At 68.2% G+C, this 22,022-nt stretch carries 20 protein-coding genes and 2 pseudogenes; 12 read left to right on the top strand and 10 right to left on the bottom strand.

Annotated features, from left to right (window positions below):
- Positions 1-59 precede the first annotated feature (59 nt).
- Together IG88_RS0107975 and IG88_RS0107970 are read left to right on the top strand one after the other, a co-directional pair.
- Positions 60-596: a hypothetical protein gene (locus tag IG88_RS0107975; RefSeq protein WP_158853838.1), complete on the top strand. Its 537-nt coding sequence runs from the start codon at positions 60-62 to the stop codon at positions 594-596.
- Between the two features lie 363 nt (positions 597-959).
- Entirely contained in the window at positions 960-1,295 is a 336-nt protein-coding gene (locus IG88_RS0107970; RefSeq protein ID WP_037835534.1) for a hypothetical protein, read from the top strand.
- A 21-nt stretch (positions 1,296-1,316) separates the two neighbouring features.
- Here the strand turns inward: IG88_RS0107970 and IG88_RS0107965 are convergent, their stop codons facing one another.
- Positions 1,317-2,888, bottom strand: coding sequence for an ISL3 family transposase (locus tag IG88_RS0107965; protein ID WP_158853835.1), 1,572 nt, complete (start codon positions 2,886-2,888; stop codon positions 1,317-1,319).
- A 209-nt stretch (positions 2,889-3,097) separates the two neighbouring features.
- Here IG88_RS0107965 and IG88_RS0107960 point away from each other — a divergent pair, with 209 nt between their 5' ends.
- Positions 3,098-3,577, top strand: a complete 480-nt coding sequence (locus tag IG88_RS0107960; protein ID WP_031036635.1) for an HIT family protein — start codon at positions 3,098-3,100, stop codon at positions 3,575-3,577.
- A 550-nt stretch (positions 3,578-4,127) separates the two neighbouring features.
- Here the strand turns inward: IG88_RS0107960 and istB are convergent.
- Both istB and IG88_RS40965 read right to left on the bottom strand, forming a co-directional pair.
- Complete coding sequence (istB, locus tag IG88_RS0107955; RefSeq protein WP_031036631.1) at positions 4,128-4,937, bottom strand: IS21-like element helper ATPase IstB; 810 nt, start codon at positions 4,935-4,937, stop codon at positions 4,128-4,130.
- Entirely contained in the window at positions 4,934-5,098 is a 165-nt protein-coding gene (locus tag IG88_RS40965; RefSeq protein ID WP_199807426.1) for a hypothetical protein, read from the bottom strand. Before IG88_RS40965 ends, istB begins: the two co-directional genes overlap by 4 nt.
- A gap of 54 nt (positions 5,099-5,152) precedes the next feature.
- Here IG88_RS40965 and IG88_RS0107945 point away from each other — a divergent pair, with 54 nt between their 5' ends.
- The 3 genes from IG88_RS0107945 to IG88_RS0107935 all read left to right on the top strand — a co-directional run bounded on the left by IG88_RS0107945 (position 5,153) and on the right by IG88_RS0107935 (position 7,558).
- Positions 5,153-6,319, top strand: coding sequence for an IS30 family transposase (locus IG88_RS0107945; protein ID WP_031036628.1), 1,167 nt, complete (start codon positions 5,153-5,155; stop codon positions 6,317-6,319).
- Positions 6,320-6,401: 82 nt separating this feature from the next.
- A complete protein-coding gene (locus IG88_RS0107940; protein ID WP_031036623.1) occupies positions 6,402-6,998 on the top strand; it encodes a TetR/AcrR family transcriptional regulator in 597 nt (198 codons plus the stop codon).
- Positions 6,995-7,558: a TIGR03086 family metal-binding protein gene (locus IG88_RS0107935; RefSeq protein ID WP_031036620.1), complete on the top strand. Its 564-nt coding sequence runs from the start codon at positions 6,995-6,997 to the stop codon at positions 7,556-7,558. Before IG88_RS0107940 ends, IG88_RS0107935 begins: the two co-directional genes overlap by 4 nt.
- A 234-nt stretch (positions 7,559-7,792) precedes the next feature.
- Here the strand turns inward: IG88_RS0107935 and IG88_RS0107930 are convergent.
- The 4 genes and pseudogenes from IG88_RS0107930 to IG88_RS0107915 form a co-directional block, all read right to left on the bottom strand.
- Positions 7,793-8,728, bottom strand: a pseudogene (locus tag IG88_RS0107930) (Tn3 family transposase); the annotation flags it as partial.
- Between the two features lie 7 nt (positions 8,729-8,735).
- On the bottom strand, positions 8,736-9,587 hold the full coding sequence (locus tag IG88_RS0107925) for an IS5 family transposase (protein WP_031036612.1): 852 nt from the start codon (positions 9,585-9,587) through the stop codon (positions 8,736-8,738).
- A 103-nt stretch (positions 9,588-9,690) separates the two neighbouring features.
- On the bottom strand, positions 9,691-10,350 hold the full coding sequence (locus IG88_RS0107920; protein ID WP_107452079.1) for a DedA family protein: 660 nt from the start codon (positions 10,348-10,350) through the stop codon (positions 9,691-9,693).
- Positions 10,347-11,087, bottom strand: a complete 741-nt coding sequence (locus IG88_RS0107915) for a class I SAM-dependent methyltransferase (protein WP_031036606.1) — start codon at positions 11,085-11,087, stop codon at positions 10,347-10,349. Before IG88_RS0107915 ends, IG88_RS0107920 begins: the two co-directional genes overlap by 4 nt.
- 132 nt (positions 11,088-11,219) lie before the next feature.
- Between IG88_RS0107915 and IG88_RS0107910 the strand changes: the two genes are divergently transcribed.
- The gene (locus tag IG88_RS0107910; protein ID WP_234332064.1) at positions 11,220-12,374 is read left to right on the top strand and encodes a sensor histidine kinase; all 1,155 of its coding nucleotides are present in this window, start codon (positions 11,220-11,222) and stop codon (positions 12,372-12,374) included.
- Positions 12,371-13,021: a response regulator gene (locus IG88_RS0107905; RefSeq protein ID WP_031036600.1), complete on the top strand. Its 651-nt coding sequence runs from the start codon at positions 12,371-12,373 to the stop codon at positions 13,019-13,021. Before IG88_RS0107910 ends, IG88_RS0107905 begins: the two co-directional genes overlap by 4 nt.
- Positions 13,022-13,114: 93 nt before the next feature.
- Here IG88_RS0107905 and IG88_RS0107900 read toward each other — a convergent pair.
- Positions 13,115-15,328: pseudogene (locus IG88_RS0107900) on the bottom strand (Tn3 family transposase); the annotation flags it as partial.
- A gap of 358 nt (positions 15,329-15,686) precedes the next feature.
- Between IG88_RS0107900 and IG88_RS0107895 the strand changes: the two are divergent.
- The 3 genes from IG88_RS0107895 to IG88_RS0107885 are packed head-to-tail and all read left to right on the top strand — an operon-like array spanning position 15,687 to position 18,601.
- On the top strand, positions 15,687-16,805 hold the full coding sequence (locus tag IG88_RS0107895; protein ID WP_031036595.1) for a tyrosine-type recombinase/integrase: 1,119 nt from the start codon (positions 15,687-15,689) through the stop codon (positions 16,803-16,805).
- Positions 16,805-17,131 (top strand): helix-turn-helix domain-containing protein, encoded by a 327-nt coding sequence (locus IG88_RS0107890; RefSeq protein ID WP_031036592.1) that lies wholly within the window; start codon positions 16,805-16,807, stop codon positions 17,129-17,131. The genes IG88_RS0107895 and IG88_RS0107890 overlap by 1 nt, the downstream gene beginning before the upstream one ends.
- Before the next feature lie 3 nt (positions 17,132-17,134).
- Positions 17,135-18,601, top strand: a complete 1,467-nt coding sequence (locus IG88_RS0107885) for a hypothetical protein (RefSeq protein WP_031036589.1) — start codon at positions 17,135-17,137, stop codon at positions 18,599-18,601.
- A gap of 41 nt (positions 18,602-18,642) precedes the next feature.
- Here IG88_RS0107885 and IG88_RS0107880 read toward each other — a convergent pair whose 3' ends face one another.
- Together IG88_RS0107880 and IG88_RS0107870 are read right to left on the bottom strand one after the other, a co-directional pair.
- The gene (locus IG88_RS0107880; RefSeq protein WP_158853832.1) at positions 18,643-19,029 is read right to left on the bottom strand and encodes a hypothetical protein; all 387 of its coding nucleotides are present in this window, start codon (positions 19,027-19,029) and stop codon (positions 18,643-18,645) included.
- A 790-nt stretch (positions 19,030-19,819) separates the two neighbouring features.
- Positions 19,820-20,833, bottom strand: a complete 1,014-nt coding sequence (locus IG88_RS0107870) for an AfsR/SARP family transcriptional regulator (protein ID WP_234332062.1) — start codon at positions 20,831-20,833, stop codon at positions 19,820-19,822.
- A gap of 946 nt (positions 20,834-21,779) precedes the next feature.
- Here IG88_RS0107870 and IG88_RS0107865 point away from each other — a divergent pair.
- On the top strand, positions 21,780-21,986 hold the full coding sequence (locus tag IG88_RS0107865; protein ID WP_031036580.1) for a DUF5708 family protein: 207 nt from the start codon (positions 21,780-21,782) through the stop codon (positions 21,984-21,986).
- Positions 21,987-22,022: the final 36 nt, after the last annotated feature.

Here is a 22,022-nt window from a genome sequence, read left to right as displayed (position 1 = left end):
CCAGAAGGGGCCCTGGCGCTCCTGTCGTCCCTCCCAGCAGATCAGGCAGCCTTCGCGGTTTGGAAGTTCTCCAAGCGCACTCCTGGGCCGCCAGCGATCTGGGGCGCGTCATGGTCGCTTTTCCGGAGGAAACGCTCTCAGGGATCCTTGAGCGACTGGACACCCCGACACGGCAGAAGGTGCTTGACGAAAGATCGGCTGCCGCCCAAGTGGGCAGGTTCATCGGCATGTCTTTCGACCGCATCTGCGCCGAGATTGAATCCATGCCTGAAGACCGGGCGTGTTCTGCGGCGGAGCATATGTCCGCGGAGCAGCTGATGTCGGTCTTGGGTAGTCTCTCGGCGCGCCGAGCCCGGACACTCGCCTTCGCAAGGCCGGACACTGAAGGCATCTGCCTTGCGATCCCGAAAAAGACAATGCGGTCGATTGTGCGCGGCGCCAGCCCGCTTGCTGTCTATGTTCTCCTGAGAGATGCAGAGCCTCCCCAGAAGCAGCAGATCCTCCAGAGGCTTCCGATCGCATGGAGGATTCTTTACTGGAGTTGGATGCGGGGAATGATCGCTGCGTCCGTTCCAGTTCTCCGTCTGTTCGGATGATGCGAAAGCTTCCAAACATGTACCGCCACACCCCTGTTCGGCAGGGCTGACGTCCGTACTGTGACGACATGGGCAGGAACGGGGTGCCTCGGCTGCGGCTGGTCGTGGTCGCGGACGACCGCGTTACTGGGCCGCGGCTATGTCGGGGGTGCGGGGATCCGCTGATGCCGTCGGTGGAGTCGACGGCGGTGTTCTGCTCCGGCCGTGGGGACCAACGGAACAGCCGTTGGCGCTAAGCACTTGATCTTGGCCCCGGACATCACTGGCCCCAGTGATGGGGATCTTTGAGAACGGCTCTGTCCGCAGTTCCGTGAATGGGCATATAGCAGGGACCGAACGTGCCGCATGTGGCACTCTGGCCCGATGGCAGGCAGCAACCGGGAACGTGCAGCAGAGGGCTGGATCTGGAATGAGAACGTCCAGCCCCTCTTGGCTCTCCTGGCGCGCTATGCAGGCTACGACTTCGATGACACCGACTGGCAGACGGTCGAACTCGGCCTTGAGGCCACCGATGATGAACACCCGGATCGCTGGTACAGCTATCCACTTGTCGGATCGGACCATCACGTCGAAGTGCACCTTGCGCACGCCGTGGGTGGTGATGAGATTTCTGTCCGCGTGGCGGGAACGTGTAACCCTGAGCTGCTGCTGAGGGCGGACACCCTGATAGCGGCCTTTGCCACCAGGCTCGTTGCATGAGGCGGGCATGAGTCACAGCCCTCATGGCTGGGTGAGAATCCGGGTCCGGAGGAGTTCGAACGAGGCTCGGCCGTACATGGCTCGCTTGAGCGTTTTCACCCGGTTCACGTGTCCTTCGACGACCCCGGAGCTCCAGGGCAGGGTGAGGCCGGCGGTGACGGCGTCGAGGTCCTGGCGGAGGAAGCCAGCGAAGCCCTTCATGGGCTTCGGAGCATCCTGCTCGGCTTGCCGGATCCACTCCAGCAGCAGGTATCCGCGCTGGTGACGGACGAGATCGGCAAACGCCCGAGCGAGGTCGCAGGCTCGGGTGATGTCCGGGCAGGCGAGCCGGACTTGAAGCAGCCGTTGGTCCTGGCTCTCGGTGAGAGTGTTACGGGGCCGCATGATCCACGAGGTGATCTTGCGAGGGCTGGGGATGTCGGCCCGGACTGGTTCGGCGGTGCCCGCGCGGAGGGCGGCGAGGTGTTTGCGGACGACCTGGCGGCTGCCACGGTAGCCGCGAGCCTGGATCTCCAGGAACAGGCGTGTGCCGCTGACCTGGCCTTGGGCTTCGGTGAACTGGGCGTTGAGGTACGCCTTGAATGGCTCCAGGACGCCGTTGGGGCGGCGCTCGCGGGCGGAGGCCAGCAGCTCGTCGAGGTCGGTGTCGCGGAAACGGCGCACGGTCTTGCGGTCGAGGTTCAGCCGGCGGGCGATGGCGCTGACGGTCCAGTGCTTCTCCAGCAGGCGGTGGATGTCCTCGTAGCGGTGGCGGGTGCGTTCGATGATCTGGGTGCGGGGCAGTTCCGCGGGCGGTAACAGTATCGGAGGCGGTCCCGGCACCTCGGTCACTGTCTCCTCCTCGGCGCGTTTGCGCAGGCAGTCGCGGTGCTGGTGGCAGGTCTTCTCCACTGCCGCGGACAGGTTCTGTAACAGGTGCCAGCGATCAGCGACTTCCAGGGCACGAGGGGCGGCTTCCCTGACCGCCTTGGTGTAGGCGCTGGCCCGGTCCCGGCAGATGATCTCGGCGCCGGGATGCTCGGTGAGCCAGGCTGCGAACCTCTCCGAGGTGCGGTCGGGCAGTACGTCCACGACCCGGCCGGCCTCGACGTCGACCAGCACGGTGCCGTAGGTGCAGCCCTTGCGGAAGGCGAACTCGTCCACCCCCAGCACCCGTGGGGCACGGTCCGGCACAGCCGGGACCGTCAGTAGCCTGAGCAGCCGCGTCCGGCCCGCGGTCAGCCGCAAGCGGCGGCACAACCGGGCTGCGGGACGGCCGCCGAGTTCGATCGCGATCGAGCGCAGCCAGCCCGCCAGCCCAGTGCTGGAACGGCGGTAGCGCGCGGACAGGCCCGGAACCTGCTCGACGAAGGTCGTACGGCAACACTTCCACCGGTCGCAGAAGTACCGGCGCACCCGGAGACGGACGATGACCCGGCGCGAGCCCAACGGCCGTTCATCCAGGGTGCGTTGATACGTGCTGTGCACGCGGCGGGCCTGCTTGCGGCAGTTCGGGCACCGACCTGGGCGGGCCGTCGACACCGCCTCCACCACCAGGACGCCGGAGGAGTCGTTCACCTCCTCCACCCGCACATCGATCCCGGGAAACAGCACATCCTCAACCGTCTTGCTCGCCACGACAAGAAGTACGTTGCTGAAACGATCCCGCGTTCCTGCTACTGACCTGGGGATTCACGGAACTGCGGACAGAGCCTTGAAAACGGCCGGGGCCGCTCCTCGCCCCACTTGCTTGGCCTTTGAAGTGTGTGAGGAGGGTGGGGATCGGAGAGCGGTCCTTGATCACCAGAATGTAGGTTTTGGCCATGACTGGTGACTGGCGGATGGACCGGATCGGGGCTGCGCTGAGGGGCGAGAACCCGACCGTGCTGCGACGGCTGGCGTCGGGGTTCGCGGTGATCGGGGACGTTCAGTTCCTGCCGGGCTACTCGGTTCTGCTCGTGGACGAGCCGGATGTGCAGCGGCTGTCGGACCTGCCGAGGGCGAAGCGGCTGTCGTTCCTGTCTGACATGGACCAGCTTGGTGAAGCGGTCGAGCGTGCCTGTCGGCGGCTGGACCCGGCTTTCCGCCGGGTCAATCTGGAGATCCTGGGGAACACGGACCCGTTCTTGCACGCGCATGTCTGGCCGCGGTTCGAGTGGGAGCCGGCCGATGTGGTGGGCAAGCCGGTGTGGCTCTATCCGCGTGAATGGTGGAGCGACAAACGGTTCAGGCTCGGTCCGCAGCATGACGCGCTGCGGGATGCGATCGGCGGCGAACTGGACCATCTGCGCTCGGGGACCTGAGTGATGCGGGCCCGCCGACCGTCAGGTTGGCGGGCCCGGTGATCGGTGACGGTCAGCCCAAGCTCACTGGAGTCGTCTGAGTGGGGTGATGTCGGTGATGCGGTTGGTGATCGTGGGGCGGGCGGCTTCCTGGGTGGCGAGCAGGGCGACGATCGTGACGGGCTGGTCGCAGTGCGGGCAGTTCCGGACGGCCGTCGGTGCCAGGGGGTCGATGGTCCCGGGGGCTGTCGGCTGCGGAGCGGGCGGAAGGGTTCGGGGGTGTTCGCCGAGGCGTCGTGCCCGTTCCTCGTCGCGGGTTCGGTTGCGTTGCCTTTCCGACTCGCGACGGCATTCGGGCGAGCAGTAGACCTGGCGGAGTCGGGGGTTGGCGGTGAAGTTGCCGTCGCAGACCGGGCATGTGTGGGCGACCAGGCCGGCGGGAGCGCGTCGGTGGGCGGCGCTCTTGCAGCGAGGAGAGCAGTAGATCTGTTTCGGGCTCGGCGCGAACTCGCCTGCGCAAACTGGGCAGTTGATCGGTCTGGGGGTGAGCTGGTCGTCGTTGTGAGTGGGGTCAGGAGACACGTGCGTTGACTCCCTTGCGCATGGCGTCGGCCTGGTTCTGATGGCCGCGAAGTCGATAGGAGGGTCCGTCGATGCCTGCGACGGCAGCTCGGTGCAGGAGCCGGTCGAGCATGGCGGCAGCGACGGTGGCGTCGCCGAAAGCGCCGGCCCAGTCGGCGATCCCGACGTTGGTCGTCAGGATCGTGCTGGACTTGAGATGCCTCTGGTTGATCACCTGGAACAGGGCCGAGGCGCCGTCCTCGGGCAGCGGCAGGTAGCCGAGCTCGTCGATGATCAGAAGCTTCGGACCTGCGAAGAAGCGCATGCAGGTCTTCCAGCGGCCTTCGAGGGCGGCCTTGTGGCACTTGGCTGCGAGTTCGGCGGCGGTGGTGAAGTAGACGCGGTGGCCGGCGTCGACGGCCGCTCGTCCGAGGGCGACGGACAGCATGGTCTTGCCGACTCCGGGCGGGCCGACGAACAGCACGTTGGAGGCGTCGTCGAGGAAGCGCAAGGTTGCCAGGTCGCGGATCAGCTTCTCGTCGACGCCGGGCTGGGCGGCGAAGTCGAAGTCGGCCAGGGTCCAGGGCTCGGGCAGGCAGGCGAACCGTTCCCGGGCGGCGAGTTTGCGGGCTTCGGTGGCTTCGACCTCGATCTCCAGGAGCCGTTCCAGGGCTGCGGTCAGTGACATCCGCTCGGTGCGGGCCTGGTCCAGGACCCTGTTCAACGCCTCGGCTGCGTCGTTGAGTTTGAGGTAGGACAGGTGGCCTCTGAGCTGCTGGAATCGGCGGGCTTCGCTCACCTGCATCGGTGACGTACTCACTCCGGACTCTCCTCCTGCTTCGGTGAGGGGACGCTCCGCAGCCGGTCGGCCACGGCGGCATAGTGGGTCAGGTCGATCACGACCCGTTCGGCGGAACTGCCGGCGGCGGGTCCTTCGCGCAGGCGCTCGGCTTCGGCCAGGGCTGCGGCTGACGGCGGCACCCTCAAGTGATCAACGCACCACCCTCGGATGATCATGTGATCGTGGAGGCACAGGTGCGTGACTACGGGTTTTCGCCAGCTCAGCAGGACGAGATCTGGAGACGCTGGCGCGAGGGGCAGTCGTTCAGCTTGATCGGGCGGGCGCTCGGGGCGCCGATGCAGAGCGCCCGTCGGTTCCTGCACCAGAGCGGCGGCGTCCGCCTCGCCGCTCAGATGCGGTCAGAGCGGCATCTGAGCGGCAGAGAGCGCGAGGAGATATCCCGCGGCCTCGCCGCCGGGGAATCGGCCCGGCAGCTGGCCAAGCGGCTAGGCCGATCTCCTTCGACCATCTCACGCGAGATCGCCCGCAACGGCGGCCGGGACCGCTACCGAGCCGCGTCGGCCGATGCGGCCGCCTACGAGCGCGGGCGCCGCCCCAAGCAGGCCAAACTCGCCCAGCGACCTGCTCTACGCGCACTGGTGGAAGCCAAGCTCGCTCTGTGCTGGTCACCCGAGCCGATCGCAGGATGGCTGCGCCGGCAGTTTCCTGATGACGCCTCCATGCAGATCTCGCACGAAGCGATCTACCTCTCGCTCTACGACCCTCGCCGGCGCCAGGCGATCGACCGCAGCCTCACCCAGCGGCTGCGGTCAGGCAGGCCCATGCGCCGTCCGAAGATCGCCCGTCGGCCCACCGGGCGGAGCGTCATCCGCGGCATGGTGTCCATCACCGCCCGCCCCGCGGAGGTCGAGGACCGCAAGATCCCGGGCCACTGGGAGGGCGACCTCGTCATGGGTACCCGACCCTCGGCCGTCGCCACGCTGGTCGAGCGCACCAGCCGTTACACGGCCATCGTCGCGCTGCCCGACGGCATCAAGGCCGAGCAAGTCACTCCGCATCTCACCAGGAATCTCCTCGGCATCCCGCCCCAGCTACGACGAACGCTCACCTGGGACCGAGGGCGCGAGATCGCCGAGCACCAGGCCATCACCGCCGAGACGGGGATGCCGATCTACCTCTGCAAGCCGCACAGCCCGTGGCAGCGCGGCACCAACGAGAACACCAACCGGCTGCTTCGGCAGTACCTGCCCAAGGGCGCGGACCTTCGCAGGTTCAGCCAGGCCGACCTGGACGCCATCGCCTACGAGCTCAACCACCGCCCGCGCAAGATCCATGGCTACCGCACTCCGGCAGAGGTCTACGCTGACCTTCTGAACAGCGGTGATGCGCTGACCGCTTGAGCTCGCCTTCGTTTTTCGACGTCCTGCGGCCTTCCCGGAACCGCCATGATAGAGTACTGGTCTAGAGCAGTACTCTGGTGTCATGTTGGGTTCCGATACCTACCAGCGCATCCTGGCCGCGGCCCTCGGATGCTTCCTCGAAAACGGAGTGCAACGCACGACGGTGGAGGAGGTCCGTAGGCGGGCGGGGGTCAGTAACGGCAGCTTCTTCCACCACTTCCGCACCAAGCAAGATCTTGCCGAAGCGGTCTATCTCCACGGTCTCCAACAGCACCAGGCCGAGCTGATGGCAGTGCTGACGCCTCAAGCTGCTCTTCAAGGCGGCATCGAGGCAGCCGTGCGCCGCCACCTCGCCTGGGTGGAGGCGCACCCGGAGCTGGCTGCCTTCCTTGCAGCGCCGCCGGACTGGGGCACGCCTCGGGAGGCGCCCCGGATCGCGGCTTGTAGCAGGGAGTTCTTCCGTGCTGTCGCCCAATGGCTGAGGGACCGTGGCTGGGACGGCATGCCCGACCTGAGCGTGGTGGTCGCTGTGTGGATTGGACCGGCTCAGGAATACACCCGCAACTGGCTGATGGGCGGAGCCGCGCTACCCCATACAGCGGCAACGGCACTGGCCAGGGCCGCATGGAACGCCCTGCATCCGCTCCTACGGACGCCCACCTCGGAGGAGGCACGATGAACCATGTCCTCGCGCGCTACCAGCGCGTACTCGCAGGCGTCAGCGCCGTCGTCGATCGAGTGCCGGAACACCGCTGGACCAGCGCCTCCCCCTGCCCGGGATGGACCGGCTTACACGTCCTGGGACACATCATCGACGGCCAGCAGCAGATCGCCGCTCTGCTGTCGGGCCAGGGACCGCGTGAGCCGCTCCGGGACCCGGTCGAGGCGGTCGTCGGGCAACCGGTCACAGCCTGGAGTGCCACTTGCCGGTCCATGCTGGATCTGCTGACCACCATCGACCCGAGCAGCTGCGTTGCCTCACATCACGGCGAAGTGACGGGCGAGTGGGTACTGACCACCGCGGTCATCGAACCGCTCGTGCACGCCTGGGACCTCGCCCAGGCCGCGGGATTCGAAACGGTCCTTGATGGCGAGGCCGTCGAGGCGTGCCTGACGGTCATTGCTCCCATGGCAGAACAATTCGCCGCCACCGGAATGTATGCACCCTCGCTGACAGCTCCGGCGCGCGCCACAGCTCAGCAGCAGCTTCTGGCTCTCCTGGGGCGCAAGACCGCGTGACCTTCAGAGCGGCGCCTGTTCGCGTCCTACGCACGATGGTCAGGCTTGTACAGGGTCTTGGGGCGGCCGCGACCGCTCTCAGGTCGAGCCGCTGGTTCATATCGCGGCGGAAGGATCCATCGGCAGAACTTTCTCGCACCGACACCGCGACCTTGCCGCCCCGGTCCTGAACCACGCGCCGTACGCTCCGGGCGCCGGGCGGGGAGTGTGCCGGCCCCCCGCCCGGTGCCCAGCTCATTCCTCCGCGCCGTCGTCGTCATCGTCGAGGTAGATCGCGTCCGGGTCACGAAGGGGCCGCAGCCCGTCGACCGGCTGGGAGGCGGTGAAGCTGTAGCGGCCCAGGCAGTTCAAGTTCCGGTGCTTGAGCGGGGACAACCGGGCGACATCTTCGTCGCGGATCTCGTGGCCCTCGGCGCGGAGCTGGGTGACGGCGGCGTCGATGTAGCGTGTCGTCCACAGGACAACTGCGTTCAAAACCAGTCCAAGTGACCCTAGTTGGTCTTCCATCCCGTCCCGGTATGCCTGGTGGATGGTGCCCTTCTTGCCGTGCCAGATGTCGCGGGCGAGCTTGTGGCGGGACTCCTGGACGGTGAGCTGCTTGTGCATCTGCCGGCGGTAGGTGTCGTCCATGGGGGCGACGACTGCCAGGAGGTGCAGGGTCTTGGCGATCCGCCCGTACTCGGCGAACGCCTGCCCCAGCGGGGTGGGGTGGCCCTCGCGTCCGAACATCCGCAGCAGGTCATAGGCGCGGACCTGGTTGGTGACCAGGGAGCCGGCCACCCGGAGCATGTCCGGCCAGGCCGTGAGCACCTTCTTCACGTTCACCTTGTTGCGGGCCAGTGCCTCCAGCGGCCCGTAGGTTCCCAGGGCTTCGCCGCCGGGCATCTGGGCCTTCCAGAACCGCTGGTCTTCGAGGTCCTTGAAGCGCGGGGAGAAGCGGTAGCCGAGCATCTTGAAGATGCCGAACACCATGTCGGAGTAAGAGGCGTTGTCGGTGGCGACCATCTCCGGCTTCACCCCGCCGTCCAGGTTCAGCAGGGCATCCAGGATGAACAGACTGTCGCGCGGCGTGCCGGGCACCACCATCTGCCCGATCCCGATGACCTGGTCATTGATCGCGTTCAGCCAGGTGATGCCCTTCTTCTTCGCGAAGTACTTAGACCGACCGGCAAATGGATCACTGGAGGCGTCGGGTGGTGGGGCGGCCCTGCCAGCGATAGTGGTTTGTGGAGCGTCGGATGAGCATGCGGAGCGTGACGAGAGCGGCGGCGAGGTAGAGGTAGAAGTCCACGACCGCGCCGCTTCTCTCAGTGCAGCGCCGCAGCTTGCCGTAGTCGTTCATCCACGAGTGGGTGCGTTCGACCACCCAGCGTTTGGCGGCCTGGGTCGGGGCGGGCACGCCCTTGCGGGCGATCTCGGCCCTGAAGCCCAACTCGGCTATAAGCAGACGGGACTTGTTGCTGTCGTAGCCGCGGTCGAGGTTGATGTTAACGGTCTCTGGCATCGCGCCGACCTGTGCCCTGGCCGCGTCCAGGGTGGAGCCGAGCAGCAGTGAGTCGTGCCGGTTGGCCCCAGCGGCGACAACTGCGAGCGGGACGCCGCAGGCGTCGGTGGCCACGGAGCGTTTCAGTCCTTGCTTACCCCGGTCAACCGGCGAGCGACCGGTCTTCCTGCCGTTGGACGGGGCCTTGGTGATGCACCCGTCCACCGAGATCTCGCCGAGCCCGAGGCCAATCATGCGGTCGTAGCCTTCCAGGGCGAGAGCATGCACGGCCTGCGAAATCCCCTGCTCAGCCCACTCTTTGACGCGTCGGCGGATGGTGCGGTCGGAGCATCCTGGGGTGGAGATGCGCTCGTAGCCCGAGCCGTGGACCAGAGCGAGGACCACATGCTCGAAGACCGTACGATCAGGCACCCTGCGCCTGTGGCAGCCCAATGGATGGCCTGGCGCGAACTCCTCCCGTGCGGGCAGAAGGGCGGCGAACTGAGCCCACAACGTTTCGAGCAGGCTGGATGGCAGCGCGGGCACAGCCCGTTCCCTTCCTGATCACTGGAACTTTCCCCGTCGTGATGACGCCGGGATCGTGTTGAGGAGGAGTGCGGCGGACGCGTGGGTCTCGCGGCAGGGGCGGTCAGCGCACCGGGGCCTCCTCCTTACAGACCGGGTGACCGGGCGGGATGGTTGCGGCACCTCGTGCGGAGCGCCGGGAACGCCGCCACCAGAGCGTGGTGATGAGGGCGGTCAGGGCGACCACGGCGAGGGCCGGGCCACCGACGGTGAGAACCTGCTGGAGGGAGGTTGCGGCGCTGTAGCCGATGCCGGCTTCGGTGGTGGCCCACAGGACGGCTGCGGTGGCGCTGTAGGGGGCGATGCGGCGGTAGGGCAGGCGGGCGGCGCCGGCCAGATGGGGGGTGAGGGTGCGGACCACGGGCAGGAAGCGGCCGAGGAAGACGGACCGGCCGGCGTGGCGGGTCATGAGCGTCTCGGCCTGCTGCCAGGTTCCGGCGGGGATTTGGCGGCCGAGGCGGCCGGTCCGCAGGCGCTCGCCCAGAAGGTGGCCGGTCCAGTGGGCGAGGCGGTCGCCCGCGGCGGCCGCGGCGGCGGCGGCCGCGATCACTGGCAGGAGGTGCACGGTGCCGGTGCGGGCCATGGCTCCGGCCGTCAGCAGCAGGGTGAGGCTGGGGATGAACGTGCCCAGAGCGAGCACGGATTCGGCGAAAACGGCCAGGGCCAGGACCATGTAGACGGCGGTCGGCGGCAGGTGGGTGAGAGCGTCGGTGAGGTGGATCACTGCTCGGCGCCTGGCAGGAGGGGCAGCGGGTGCAGCGGGGCGGCGGCGTCCACGCTGGGGCGGCGCAGCTGCCAGACATGGGCGGGCGGGAGGTTGGCGAGGACCGTCCAGCAGGCGGTGGCGTAGCGGCGCTGGTAGGCGCCCACGACCTGGTCAACGGCGGCGTGGCGGCGGGCTTCGGCGCGGGGGGCGAGCAGGGTGCGGGCGCGGCGGGTGCCGAGGTAGGCGAAGTAGGTGAGGGTGCCGGCGGGGTGGAGCAGGTCCAGGTAGCGGGCCATGATGCGGTCGACTTGCTCGGGGGTGAAGTTGGTCAGCGGCAGGCCGGAGACGATGACGTCGTAGCGTCGGCTGGTGTCGAGTTCTTCGACGTACGCCTGGTGGACTTCCGCGCGGACGTGTCGGTTGACCGGGGCAGGGTGGTGGTCGACGAGGTGGCGGAGGCGTTCGGTGAAGCGCGGGTTGGCTTCGACAGTGTCGAGGTGGCTGCCGCGCGGGAGGCGGGAGAGCAGGGTGCGGGTGACGGCTCCGGTGCCGGCGCCCGCTTCCAGGACGGACAGCGGGCGGGGGCCGCGGGTGGTCACGGGATCGGTCAGGGTGCGGGCCAGGGCCCGGCCGCTGGGCGCGATGGCGCCGGTGGTGCGCAGGTCGCGGGCGGCTTCGCGCAGGAACGTCCAGCTCTCGGCCTGCCGGGCGGCGACGTTCCGGGAAATGCGGGGGGAGGAGGTCTGGTGGTCCATGCTTTCGACGCTAGAAATCCGGGACGCCCTTCGGACCTGCCGTTGTGCGACGGCCCTCCCCGACGAAAGTAGGGGTTGGGCGTCGCATTTCGTACCGCCTCCGCGTGCGGCGGGTTGCCTAGCATGGTGAGGGTGAAGTGGTGGAGGAGCCCGCGGTGGGCCGCGGTGGGCCGGGCGGCGTTCCTGGCGTTCCTGGTGTGGACGGCCTACCAGAACGGCACCGCGACGGCCGGGGCCGGGTTCGGAGTGCCGGTACTGATCGCCGCCGCGCTGTGCGCGGTCGTCCTGGCCGTGCCCCGGTGGCGCCTGTCGGTGGCACCGGTGGTCGTCACCGTCGCCACTGTCTGGGGAGGGTGGGTCGTCGACCCGTTCCTGGCCGTGGTCCTGTTCGACCTGGCAGTGGCCCGTCGCACCCGCACCGCCCTGGTGTGTGCGACGCTCGCGTTGGCGGGCAACCTGCTCGGGGTACAGGCCGGCTCGATCTGGACCAACCATCGGTGGACTGTGACGCTGACGGCGCTGCTGTTCGGCCTCGTGGTCGGCCTGTGGCAGGGCAACCGCCGCCGCCTCCTGCGCACCCTCGCCGACCAGGTCGACCACCTGCGGGTGGAGGCACGACTGCGCGAGGACGCCGCCCGGACCGCCGAACGCTCGCGGATCGCCGCCGAGATGCACGACGTCCTCGCCCACCGCCTGAGCCTGATCGCCCTGCACTCCGGTGTCCTCGCCACCCGCTCCCCCGATCTGCCGCCCCAGATCGCCGAACGCCTCGCCCTGCTGCGCGCCACTTCCCTCGAGGCTCTGTCCGACCTGCGCGAGGTGCTCGGCGCGCTACGCGGACCCGCTTCCGAGGACGGCCCCGACCCACTGGAGCCCGCGCTCAAGGACATCCGCGACCTGGTCGACCAGGCACGTGCCGCCGGGCAGGACGTCACCCTGACCGTCGACGGCGCCCCCTCGCAGGCACCGACCACGCACCGCCTGGCCGCATACCGGATCGTCCGGGAGGGGCTGACCAACGTCCGCAAGCACGCGCACGGCGGGCAGGTGGCCGTCCGGGTCGGCTACCTGCCGCCCGCGACCTTGGTCGAGGTCACCAACGACACCGGCTTCCCGGGGCCGGGCGCTTCGACCGGCTCCGGCTACGGGCTGGTCGGTCTGCGCGAGCGCGTCACCGCGCTCGGTGGCCACCTCGACGCCGGCCCGGCGGGTGCGGGGGCCTGGCGCTTGGCGGCCCGACTGCCCCACCCCGCCTCCTCCCCAGACCAGAACGGGAAGTACTCGTGATCCACGTGATGCTCGTCGACGACGACGCCCTAGTCCGCCTTGGTCTCGCCGACCTGCTCGACGGCGACGCCGGCATCGAGGTCGTCGCCCAGGCCACCGACGGGCTCCAGGCCATCGAGCAGGCCACCGCGCACCGCGTCGACGTTGCACTGGTAGACGTCCGGATGCCCCGGATGGACGGCATCACCGCCACTGCCCGGCTGCGCGCCTTGCCCCACCCGCCCAGGGTGATCACCCTGACCACCTTCGACCTCGACGAGTACGTCTACAACGCCCTCGCCGCCGGCGCCGACGGCTTCCTGCTCAAGGACACCGACCCCGCCGAGATCCTGCGCGCCGTCCACCTCGTCGCGGCAGGTTCCGCGATGCTCCACCCCAACGCGGCCCGGCGCGTCATCGACCGCTACCACGCCACCAGCCAACCCCACGCCATCGCGGCCCGGGACCACCTCGACAAGCTCACCCCCCGCGAACGCGACGTACTGGCCCTGCTCGCCGAGGGCGCGCCCAACGCCGACATCGCCACCCGCCTCGCCATGCGTGAAAGCACCGTCAAAGCCCACGTCAGTCGCATCCTCGCCGCGCTGGAGGTCACCAACCGGGTCCAGGCCGCCCTCCTCGCCCGAGACGCCGGACTCACGTCCTGACCAAACCAAAGACCGAAATCACTGAGCGTGACTGCGGCCGAGCCGACGCCGAGCCGTGTCCCCTCCAGTAATCGCTGCCTATCGCCGGTCGGTCTTAGGGCTCGGGGCGGCGTTGATCGTGCGGACGGGGACGACGAAGCGCAGGCCGTCGACGGAGGCGAGCAGGCCCTTGCCCCAGAACTTGACGATGGGCACCTTGGCCTGGGCCTCGATCAGGGCGGCGTTGACGGCGGCGATGGTGTCGGCGCGCAGGTAGTACTGGTCGACGTGGACCAGGCGGGAGCGGGTCAGGGCCTCGATGTTCGGGTTGATGACCGGGGTCATCCCGATGTTGCACGCCTCGCTCACCAGCAGCGCCACCACAGAGGTGGTCAGGTCCTTCATGCGGGTTTTGCCGTCACCCAGGTGCACGAAGGCGTCCAGGAACCCGGTCCAGGAGCGGACCTCGAACAGCAGGTCCGGCAGGTCGATCTTCGGGAGCATCTTCTCGACCCGCTTGCGCAGCCAGGCCAGCGATTTCGGCTCACCCAGCGCGTGCATCTTCTCGACATTGAGCTTGGCCCGACCGTTGGGCTGCATCTCGATGCTGATCTTCGCCTCCGAGCCGACCTCCTCCAGCCGCTCGGCCATCTGCTTCCACGCCGCGTCCAGCACGGCGACCAGGTCCTTCAGGTGCTGCTCGGCGTCCTCGTCCAGGCTCAGGCCCGCCAGGAGGTCCTCGCGGACCGCCTCCCACTCCGTGCCGTCCAGCAGGCGGGCACGCGGGTCGGACCAGCGGTGCGAGGGGGAGGCGAAGATGTCCCGGCGCTTCAGGGCGCGGAAGAGCTGCTCCAGCACGCACACCACGTACGCGTCGCGGTCTACCGCGCCCTCCGGCAACCCGGCGTTGGCGTACACCGCCTTGCGCCACACCGGCGGCACCAGCTTGTCGTCGATCTCGCGCGGCAGCAGCGGCTTCTCGCTCACCCGCCGCCGGGCCAGGGCGGGCAGCCGCTTCACCCCGGCCAGTACCCGCTTGCCGCCGCTCGCGGCGTCCAGCGCTTTCGACTCGCCCAGCAGCGCGAGGAACGGTTTGACAGTGTTGTAGCGCAGGGCCAGCGCATTGCGCATGGCGATCTCCGCCGAGTCGTCGTCCTCCGGGACCAGGCTCACCACCGTGGCCGCCGCGCTGGACAGCTCAGCCCTCGGCGCGACTTCCTCCAGGGCCCGCCACAGCGCGGCCACATCTGGATCGCAGCCGGTCTCCTCCAGCAGTTCCAGCTCCTCGATGAACACCTTCGAGACCCTGGCCGTGATCCTGGCTGCCTTCTCCAGTTGCGGCAGCGTGGACAGGCGTTCCTTGTCCCTGGCCCGCTTCGTGGTGCTGATCAGCCTTGTCGCCATCAGGATCTCGAACAGGTCCAGCGCGTCGTCGATCGCCTTCGCCTCCAGATGCCGCATCACCGCGGTGAGCATCGCTGTGCGCTTCGGCTCCGAGGCCCGCTCTAGCTTCGCCGCCTTGGTGCCCAGCCCGTACCGGGCCAGCGCCGACAGCCGGTTCGGTGGGATCTTGTTCAGCTTCACCCGCCCCAGCCGGTACGCGGCGATCGCATCCACCCGCTGCAGCGCGTTCTTCATGGCCGTGCCCGTGGTCCGCGTCGGCGGCCGGCGAAGCTGCTCCAGGTACGAGTACCGCTTGCCCTCCGGCGTCTTCAGCAGCGCCATCAGGTCTCCCGGCAACGCCGGGTCCGCCCGCCGAGCAGCCTTCGCGACCGTGGCGTGCAGTCGTTTCTCCGCGATTCCGCGGACCTCCGCCACCTGCCGCGCCAGTACCGAGACACCTGGCAGCAGCACCCGGTTCCGGCGCAGCCAGCCCACCGCGTGGTCGAATAGAGCCTTCGGACCCTCCGAATGCGCCGTCCACGCCCGCCCGTGCAGGAACGCCCTGAACTTCCGGCCCCACTCGTGATCCTCGAACTGGTGGTAGCCGTACGCGTCCCGGATCTCCCACGCATGCTCGTACGCCGTCTTCAGCCGCTCCGTGTACTCCTTGACGCAGGAGACGTCCTCGATCCCCAGCTGCCCGGCCAGGTGATCGACCACCGGCCACGGCACATCGAGAGGGTCCTCCAAGAACAACCCGACATACCTCACCGTGCAGAGCTGCAGCGCGAAGCCAAGGCGGTTGTGATCCCCACGCCGCTTCGCAATCAGCTTCCGGTCCTCGTCATCCAGGAAGAAGAACCGCTCCAGCTCGGGCCTCGTCGGCTCCTCGGCGAACTTCCCGTACGCCTCAGCCTTCTCATCAGATAAGAATTCGACCGCCACGCCCGGACGGTAGCCAGGCCCCACCCGTGATCGAGGATCTTTCCCCGAACCTCAGCGCCGGACTGGATCACTCTGCCACTCGACCAAGATCAAGTGCCTAGCGCTAATGGCTGTTCCGTTGTTCCTACCGACGCCAATTGCATCGGATGCGAATACGCGACACCCGGCCTGGAGGCGGGCCCGGGACCGCGCGGAAACGACCCCATCAGGGACGTTGGCCTCGGAAGCACGGTAGCGGTTACAGCACTGAGTGTCCGCGGGCCTCACTCCATCGAGCGATTGAACTGCGAAGACGCCCCCGAGTCGCATCTGATGCGAAATTCTCGCGTCAGATGCGATAGACGGAGAGTGATGGCGGATGGGTGGGGACGGCCTCGTTCCAGGGTCTGCTCGGCTGCACCTGATCGACGGGCTGCCGCTGCTGCGGCCGGACGAGCAAGTCTTCGAGGCGATGATCAAGGGCTGGCGCAACCAACAGCTCGCCCGCAACCTCTCGCCGGGATACGTCAACGACCAGGAACGCACGGTCCGGGCCTTCACCCGGCATGCCGACGCGATGCCGTGGCAGTGGACGCCGCAGCACATCGACGAATGGTCGGCCGATCTACGGGCCGTGCACGGCTGCGTCCGCTCCACCCTGCGCACCTACCAGGGCTCCGTACGCCAGTTCTGTGACTTCCTGACCAACCCCGCCTACGGCTGGAGCGACGAGTGCCTACGGCACTTCGGGACCCACCCCGTCCAGGTGGTCTACGACTGGAACGCTGCAACGCATGCCGACGAAGCCGAGGGCGAGCCGGAACGCCGGGCCTTCACCAGGCCCGAGCTGGAAGCGTTCTTCGACCACGCCGACGAGGAGGTCCTGCGCGTCCGCGGCAAGGGCCGCAAGGGCTGGCTGCCGGCCTTCCGGGACGCCGCCTTGTTCAAGACCGCGTACGCCTACGGCCTGCGCCGCAACGAGACCCGGATGCTCAACCTCACTGACTTCGGCCGCAACCCGCAGGGGCGGGAGTTCGGCGAGTACGGCACCCTGCTGGTCCGCTACGGCAAGGCCAAGAAGGGCTCGCCGCCCAAGCGCCGCAGCGTGCTGACCGTCTGGCACTGGACACCCGGCACGATCGAAGAATGGATCAGCGAGGTGCGTCCCGGGATGCGGCACTCGACCAGCCGGGCCCTCTGGCCATCCGAGCGAGGCCCGCGAGTCGGGCACCAGCGGCTGGACTCCCGCTTCGCCGCCTACAGGGACGCCCTCGGCCTGGATTCCGCGCTGGAGTTCCACTCGCTGCGCCGGTCCTACATCACCCACTTGATCGAGGACGGCCACGACCCGCTGTTCGTCCAGCAGCAGGTCGGCCACGACCACGCCTCCACCACTGCGATCTACACGTGCGTCTCCTCCGACTTCCGCACCCGCTCCCTGCGTCGCGTCCTGGACGCCACCGTCGAGGCCGCTTTGCGGCCGGGAAGGACCTCCTGATGCCACGCCAGATCAGCTACCGATGGCGCCTGCGCGAGCTGATGGCCGCCCGCGGCATGTTCACCGTCGCCGAGCTCATGCCGCACCTGACCGAACGCGGCATTACGCTGTCCTCCTCCCAGGTTCACCGCCTGGTCTCCGGCACGCCGGAGCGGTTGTCCCTGCCGGTGCTGGCCACCCTCTGCGACATCCTCGACTGCACGCCCGCCGACCTGATCACCACTTCGGCTCAGAACGTCCCGGCCCGCCGGGCAGCCGGAGAGGAAGCGCCGATCAACCTGGCCGCCCGGCGACCCACGCGGGTCCGGCTGACGCAGGAGGGGTGAACGGTGACGCCGGAGGAGTACGAGCGGTGGATGATCCGCGACTGCGCACGCTGCGGCCGTCGAGCCTCGAAGTCCGCCGAGTGGTCGGACGGTCCGATCTGCCGGACCTGCTACGACCGCGCCATGCATGTCCGCGGCTGCTGCCCCGGCTGCCGAGCCGACCGGCTGTTGCCCGGCCGGGACGCAACCGGCACGCCGATCTGCCGCGACTGCGCTGGCATCGCCCGCGACTTCTTCTGCGTCCGCTGTGGCTTCGAGGGGTTGCTCCTCGGCGGACGCCTCTGCGAACGCTGTACCCTCGCCGACACCCTCGGCCGACTCCTCGACGACGGCACAGGTCACGTTGCCGCTTCGCTGCAACCCCTGGTCACCTCCCTGGTGGAGATGGACCGGCCCAAGAGCCGCCTGATCTGGCTCCGCAACCCCATTGTCGTCCGTCTCCTCCGGGGCCTGGCAGTCGGCAGCATCCCGCTCACCCACGACGGGCTGCACCAGGAAACACCCTGGCGAACCATCGTGCACCTGCGTGACTTGCTGATGGACAGTGGTGTCCTGCCACGCGTCGACCGGCAGCTTCTGCTCTATCAGCGCTGGCTGGCCGAGCGGCTCGCCACCATCGAGGACCCCGATCACCGGAGGCTTCTTCAGCACTTTGCCACTTGGCACCAGATGCGGCGCCTGCGGAGCAAGGCGGAGAAGGGACCGCTGGGACGCTCCCAGACCAACCAGACGAAACAGGAGATCACCCAGGCCGGCGCCTTCCTCGCTCAGCTTGCCGACCGAGGCCGCACCATCGAACACTGCCGCCAGGCTGACCTCGACGCCTGGCACACGGAGAAGCTGGCCACCCGGCGCCCGGCCCAGACATTCCTGCGCTGGTGCATGAAGACGGGCCGGATGCCCCGCCTCGCCCTGCCACCCCAGGTCGTCAACCAGGACCAAGCGCTGCTGCACCAGCACCACCGACTCGCCGTTCTCCGGCGGGTCCTCAACGACGACTCCCTGCCCCTACGGGCCCGGATCGCCGCCGCACTCGTTCTCCTCTATGCGCAGCCCGTCACCCGCATCGTTCGCCTCACTGCCAACGACGTCATCGACGACGGGACCACGGTCACCGTCCGGCTGGGAGACCCACCCTCCCCACTTCCAGAGCCCGTCGCCAGCCTCATGCGGGCATACGTCCAGTCCTGCCGGCATCTGCCCTATGCCAGCAGCAGGAGCTCACAGTGGCTTTTCCCCGGACGCCAGCCCGGCCAGCCGATGAACCCGGTCAGCCTTCAAGTGCACTTGCGCGAGATCGGCGTCCCGCCGCAGCGCGGCAGGACCTCCGCAATCCGACAGCTCGTCCTCCAAGCCCCGGCTCCCGTCATCGCGAAGGCCCTCGGTTACCACGACAAGACAGCCACCCGCCTGGTCACCGAAGCTGGAGGAACCTGGAGTCGATACGCTCCCGGCGACCACACACGGTGATTGCGCCTGAGCTCGGTTCGCCGCTCCACACGCTCGCGAGATCAGTCGTCTGGGGGAAACTCCCGCTCCAGAAGCTGTAGTACCTCCTGCTGCCGCCGATGAAATCCGGGCAGCAGGGGCTGCACGAGGGCGAGATGCTCCGTAATCGACAAGCCCCGGTGAGCGGGCGGCTGCGCCGAGTGATTCCGATCAAGGGCCTTGTTCATCGAAGCACAGAACAGGTACGCCGTTCCCATAGCCTCCGAGTCGAAAACGATCTGTCCGGCCGCCACTGAATCGACCGGACCACATACGCCTTCGACCAAGGTGCCCAGCACATCAACGGCGACCGCCGGATCACCGTCCGGGTCCCACCGAGCATGCATGAGCGCAGCGCGCATGCCCTCAGCCAACTCCGAAGCTGACGGCTCCGCCAGATCGCTCGCCACCCCCGCATCGTCCCAGCCTGACTCGCGGAAAACCACCCTGAACCAGCTACTCACCGTGACCGAAGTCGCGGACGCCCAGCGAATACACGACACCTCAACATGCGATCCCACCAGTCCCACGGCCGTGCTCGTCGGCGTGCCGCTCGCGGCACTGGCGGCGGATGCGGCGCACGAGGGCAAGGACCGAGGCGGTCCAGGCCGCCCGGACGGTGAGCTGCCCGGAGTGCGGCGGGAGTTGGACGGTCGGGGTGGGCCATCCTGCCGGCACGGTACTGCTCTCCCCGTTGTCGCAAACGGGCCTGGCACCGGCGGCGCACGCCGCCGGGCGGGGTGTGAGACCGCGCGTCCCGCTACGGCAGGGCTGCTCCACGCGCTGGCCCGTACGCCTTGGCAGCCGCTCCCGGATCGCCGGATGGTGTCAAATGACGGGTGTTCGCGGCGAGGTGACGGCATGAAGGGTGCCGCGCCGGGCCCCGTGGGAGTGGGTGCGGATGTCCGGAAACGTCGGCAGTGTGACCCGACTCGCCGCGGCCGAGCCCACCATCGCCGACGACATCCGCTGCTCCAAAGAGAACTGATCAAGAGGTCTCTAGAGCGGGCCCCACAGGACTTTGCCTTCCGCGTCCGGCGGCGCGGCTCCGGAAGCGGGCGACAATCGGCATTACGCCATTGGCCGGGCGAGATACTAACCGGCACGGCGGCACCAGCCGAAGCCACGAACCGCCTGTTCCCTCGAAAGGGCGAGTGGCTGGGCGTGCTCGGTTGGGGGAAACTTGCGTCATTCCTCGGTTCAGCGGGCGTGGGTGGGGCGGGGCAAGAGGTTGCGTAGGAGTTCGGCGGTGTCGGCTTCCATCTCTACGCCGCCAGCGATCGAGTCGTTGATCCTGCGGAGACGTTCGGCGGCGCTGCGGAGCGCGTCGATGTCGCCGACTGCGTGGTGCGCGAGGAACACCGCGCGGTACAGGGTCTCGCTGTCTTCGACGGCGAGCAGGCCTTGTTGGGCGGCCCACAGGGCTCCGCGGGGGTCGCGGGCTTCGCGTCGTCGGGTGGAGAGTTCGGTGGCGACGTCCGTGATCGCGGAGATCATCTCTTGGATGGTGGGCTCGGCCCAGGCGTAGCGCTGGGGGTCCATGCCGGCGAAGGGGCGGCCGCGGACCAGTGCCAGGGCTCGTCGCAGCGCGAGGTCGCCGTCTTCGCTGTGGTCGGTGAGTCCTTGGTGGGCGTGGTGCTGGAAGGTGAGCCAGTCGCAGGTGACGTGGGGGCCGAGGCGGTAGCGCTTGTCTGGTGTGTTCTGTACCCGGGGCAGGTGTTGGTTGCCGTCGGTGTCGGTGCCGAGCCAGGACCGGGCTCGGCTGATGACGGCGTTGCGCATGTCCTTGCTCACGCGGGAGGCGGGCCACAGTGCGGAGTCGACCGCGTGGCGGTCGCTTCCCGGGTGCAGGGCGAGGAAGGCCAGAAGTTCGGTGGCAACACTCTTGCGGTTGGAGTCGACACGTCCTGTGGCGCCCTCGATGGTCAGCGGCCCGAGGAGGAGGACGGCCGGGCCGCTCGGGGTGGGCTCGTCCTCCGCGAGTGGCGTGCTGATCGGCGGGGTGTCCGGGCTGGCGGTGCGCGGCTGCGGAGGGCTGGCTGCGGAGCGGATGGGTTCGTCGTCACTCGCTGTGTCGCTCGCCAGGACGTCGGCGAGGGATTCGCTCGGTGCCTCGTCGGCTGTGCTGCCGTCGGCTTCCGGCCCATGACCGGGAAATGGGTAGGCCCTAGACGCGCCGCTCGCACCCCGCCGCATGCCGTCTCGGCCTCGCATCGGAGGCCGGTGACGGCCGGTTCACCGAGGTGACCTGGCGCCGCAGCAGCAAGGGCGTGATGACCTCACGGTTCGCAGGTGATGACAGTGCGACCCGCGGGGCAAGCAGTCCCTGGCCGCAGTCCAGGAAGCGGGCGGCGGCCGCAACCGACGGTACCCCAGAGCCTGGCCCCTCCTACACCGAACTCTCCGGCATACGCGTCTACTTCATCCACGTCCGTGTCCTGCCACCCACCACCACTGCCAGCAGAGCCGGCAAAGCCACCCGCGTCACCGTCACCCACGCCGACCTCACCAACCCCGACACCACCTGACCCGCGCCCCATCAAGTAGCAGTTCACCGCACCTGCACGACGCTCGATCAACCTGCACGCAGCCCCGTAGGTGCAGGTCAGAAGGACACCACCCCGCTCAGCCCCACACACCGAGCATCCCAAAGCTGCGAACATCACCCAGAAGGACTGAGAAACCCCAGGTCACAGCTACAGCAACGACTCAGAAGGGACTGGGCGACGACAGGAGCCGTGCACTGCCCGCCATCGACCCGTGGTGGAACTCGGCGTGATAGCACGCCTACCACCACGCCCGTAAGCAGTGTGGCAACAATCAGCTGCTGGAACCGGGTCATGGCTTCCGCGGGGTGGAGACGTCTGCGGCTTCGTAGCTGTACGCGCAGTGTGCCCTGTTCGAAGAGCTCTATCCCTACCAGCAGGATCTGCTGCGGGTTTCCGGCACCCCGTTCGGCGTCGGCACCGGGAAGGACCGCGCACTGCACTCTTCGATGGATCCGCACGGTGCTGCACCAGGTTTCCGGTCCGTCGAACTATGTACTCCAGATCATTCAGCAGGGTGAGGAATCGACCACGCTCCGTTCCTACGCTGAAGGGGATCCTCGGAAACGGTGCGCCCGGCACCGGTTCACGTGCTCGAAGGAGAGTGACCATCCATGAGTCAGGCGTCGAAGAACCTGGTCGAGGGAGTCGTCACCTTCGTGATCGGCCTGGCGTTGCGGTTGTTCACGGACGGCGTGGAGATCCCCGTCTTCACACTGACGAAGGTCGGAGTCGTACTGATGTGCATCGGAGGCGTGCTCATAGTGATGGGCCTGTTCCAGACGACGCGCAAGGATTCGGTGAAGGGCAGTCAGGGGTAGCTCCCCACGGTGTCTCCTGTTCCGAAATGCGAAAGG

It is taken from the genome of Streptomyces sp. NRRL F-5650, assembly GCF_000721365.1.
In the GTDB taxonomy this organism is placed as follows: Bacteria; Actinomycetota; Actinomycetes; order Streptomycetales; family Streptomycetaceae; genus Streptomyces; species Streptomyces ardesiacus.
This window is presented reverse-complemented; position numbering and strand designations above follow the sequence as displayed.

Excerpts from the sequence above, each read along its gene's own strand:
- IG88_RS0107970 (WP_037835534.1), top strand. The coding sequence starts at position 960 with ATGGCAGGCAGCAACCGGGAACGTGCAGCAGAGGGCTGGATCTGGAAT.
- IG88_RS0107960 (WP_031036635.1), top strand. The coding sequence starts at position 3,098 with ATGACTGGTGACTGGCGGATGGACCGGATCGGGGCTGCGCTGAGGGGC.
- IG88_RS0107940 (WP_031036623.1), top strand. The coding sequence starts at position 6,402 with ATGTTGGGTTCCGATACCTACCAGCGCATCCTGGCCGCGGCCCTCGGA.
- IG88_RS0107935 (WP_031036620.1), top strand. The coding sequence starts at position 6,995 with ATGAACCATGTCCTCGCGCGCTACCAGCGCGTACTCGCAGGCGTCAGC.
- IG88_RS0107915 (WP_031036606.1), bottom strand. The coding sequence starts at position 11,087 with ATGGACCACCAGACCTCCTCCCCCCGCATTTCCCGGAACGTCGCCGCC.
- IG88_RS0107895 (WP_031036595.1), top strand. The coding sequence starts at position 15,687 with ATGGGTGGGGACGGCCTCGTTCCAGGGTCTGCTCGGCTGCACCTGATC.
- IG88_RS0107890 (WP_031036592.1), top strand. The coding sequence starts at position 16,805 with ATGCCACGCCAGATCAGCTACCGATGGCGCCTGCGCGAGCTGATGGCC.
- IG88_RS0107870 (WP_234332062.1), bottom strand. The coding sequence starts at position 20,833 with ATGCGAGGCCGAGACGGCATGCGGCGGGGTGCGAGCGGCGCGTCTAGG.
- IG88_RS0107865 (WP_031036580.1), top strand. The coding sequence starts at position 21,780 with ATGAGTCAGGCGTCGAAGAACCTGGTCGAGGGAGTCGTCACCTTCGTG.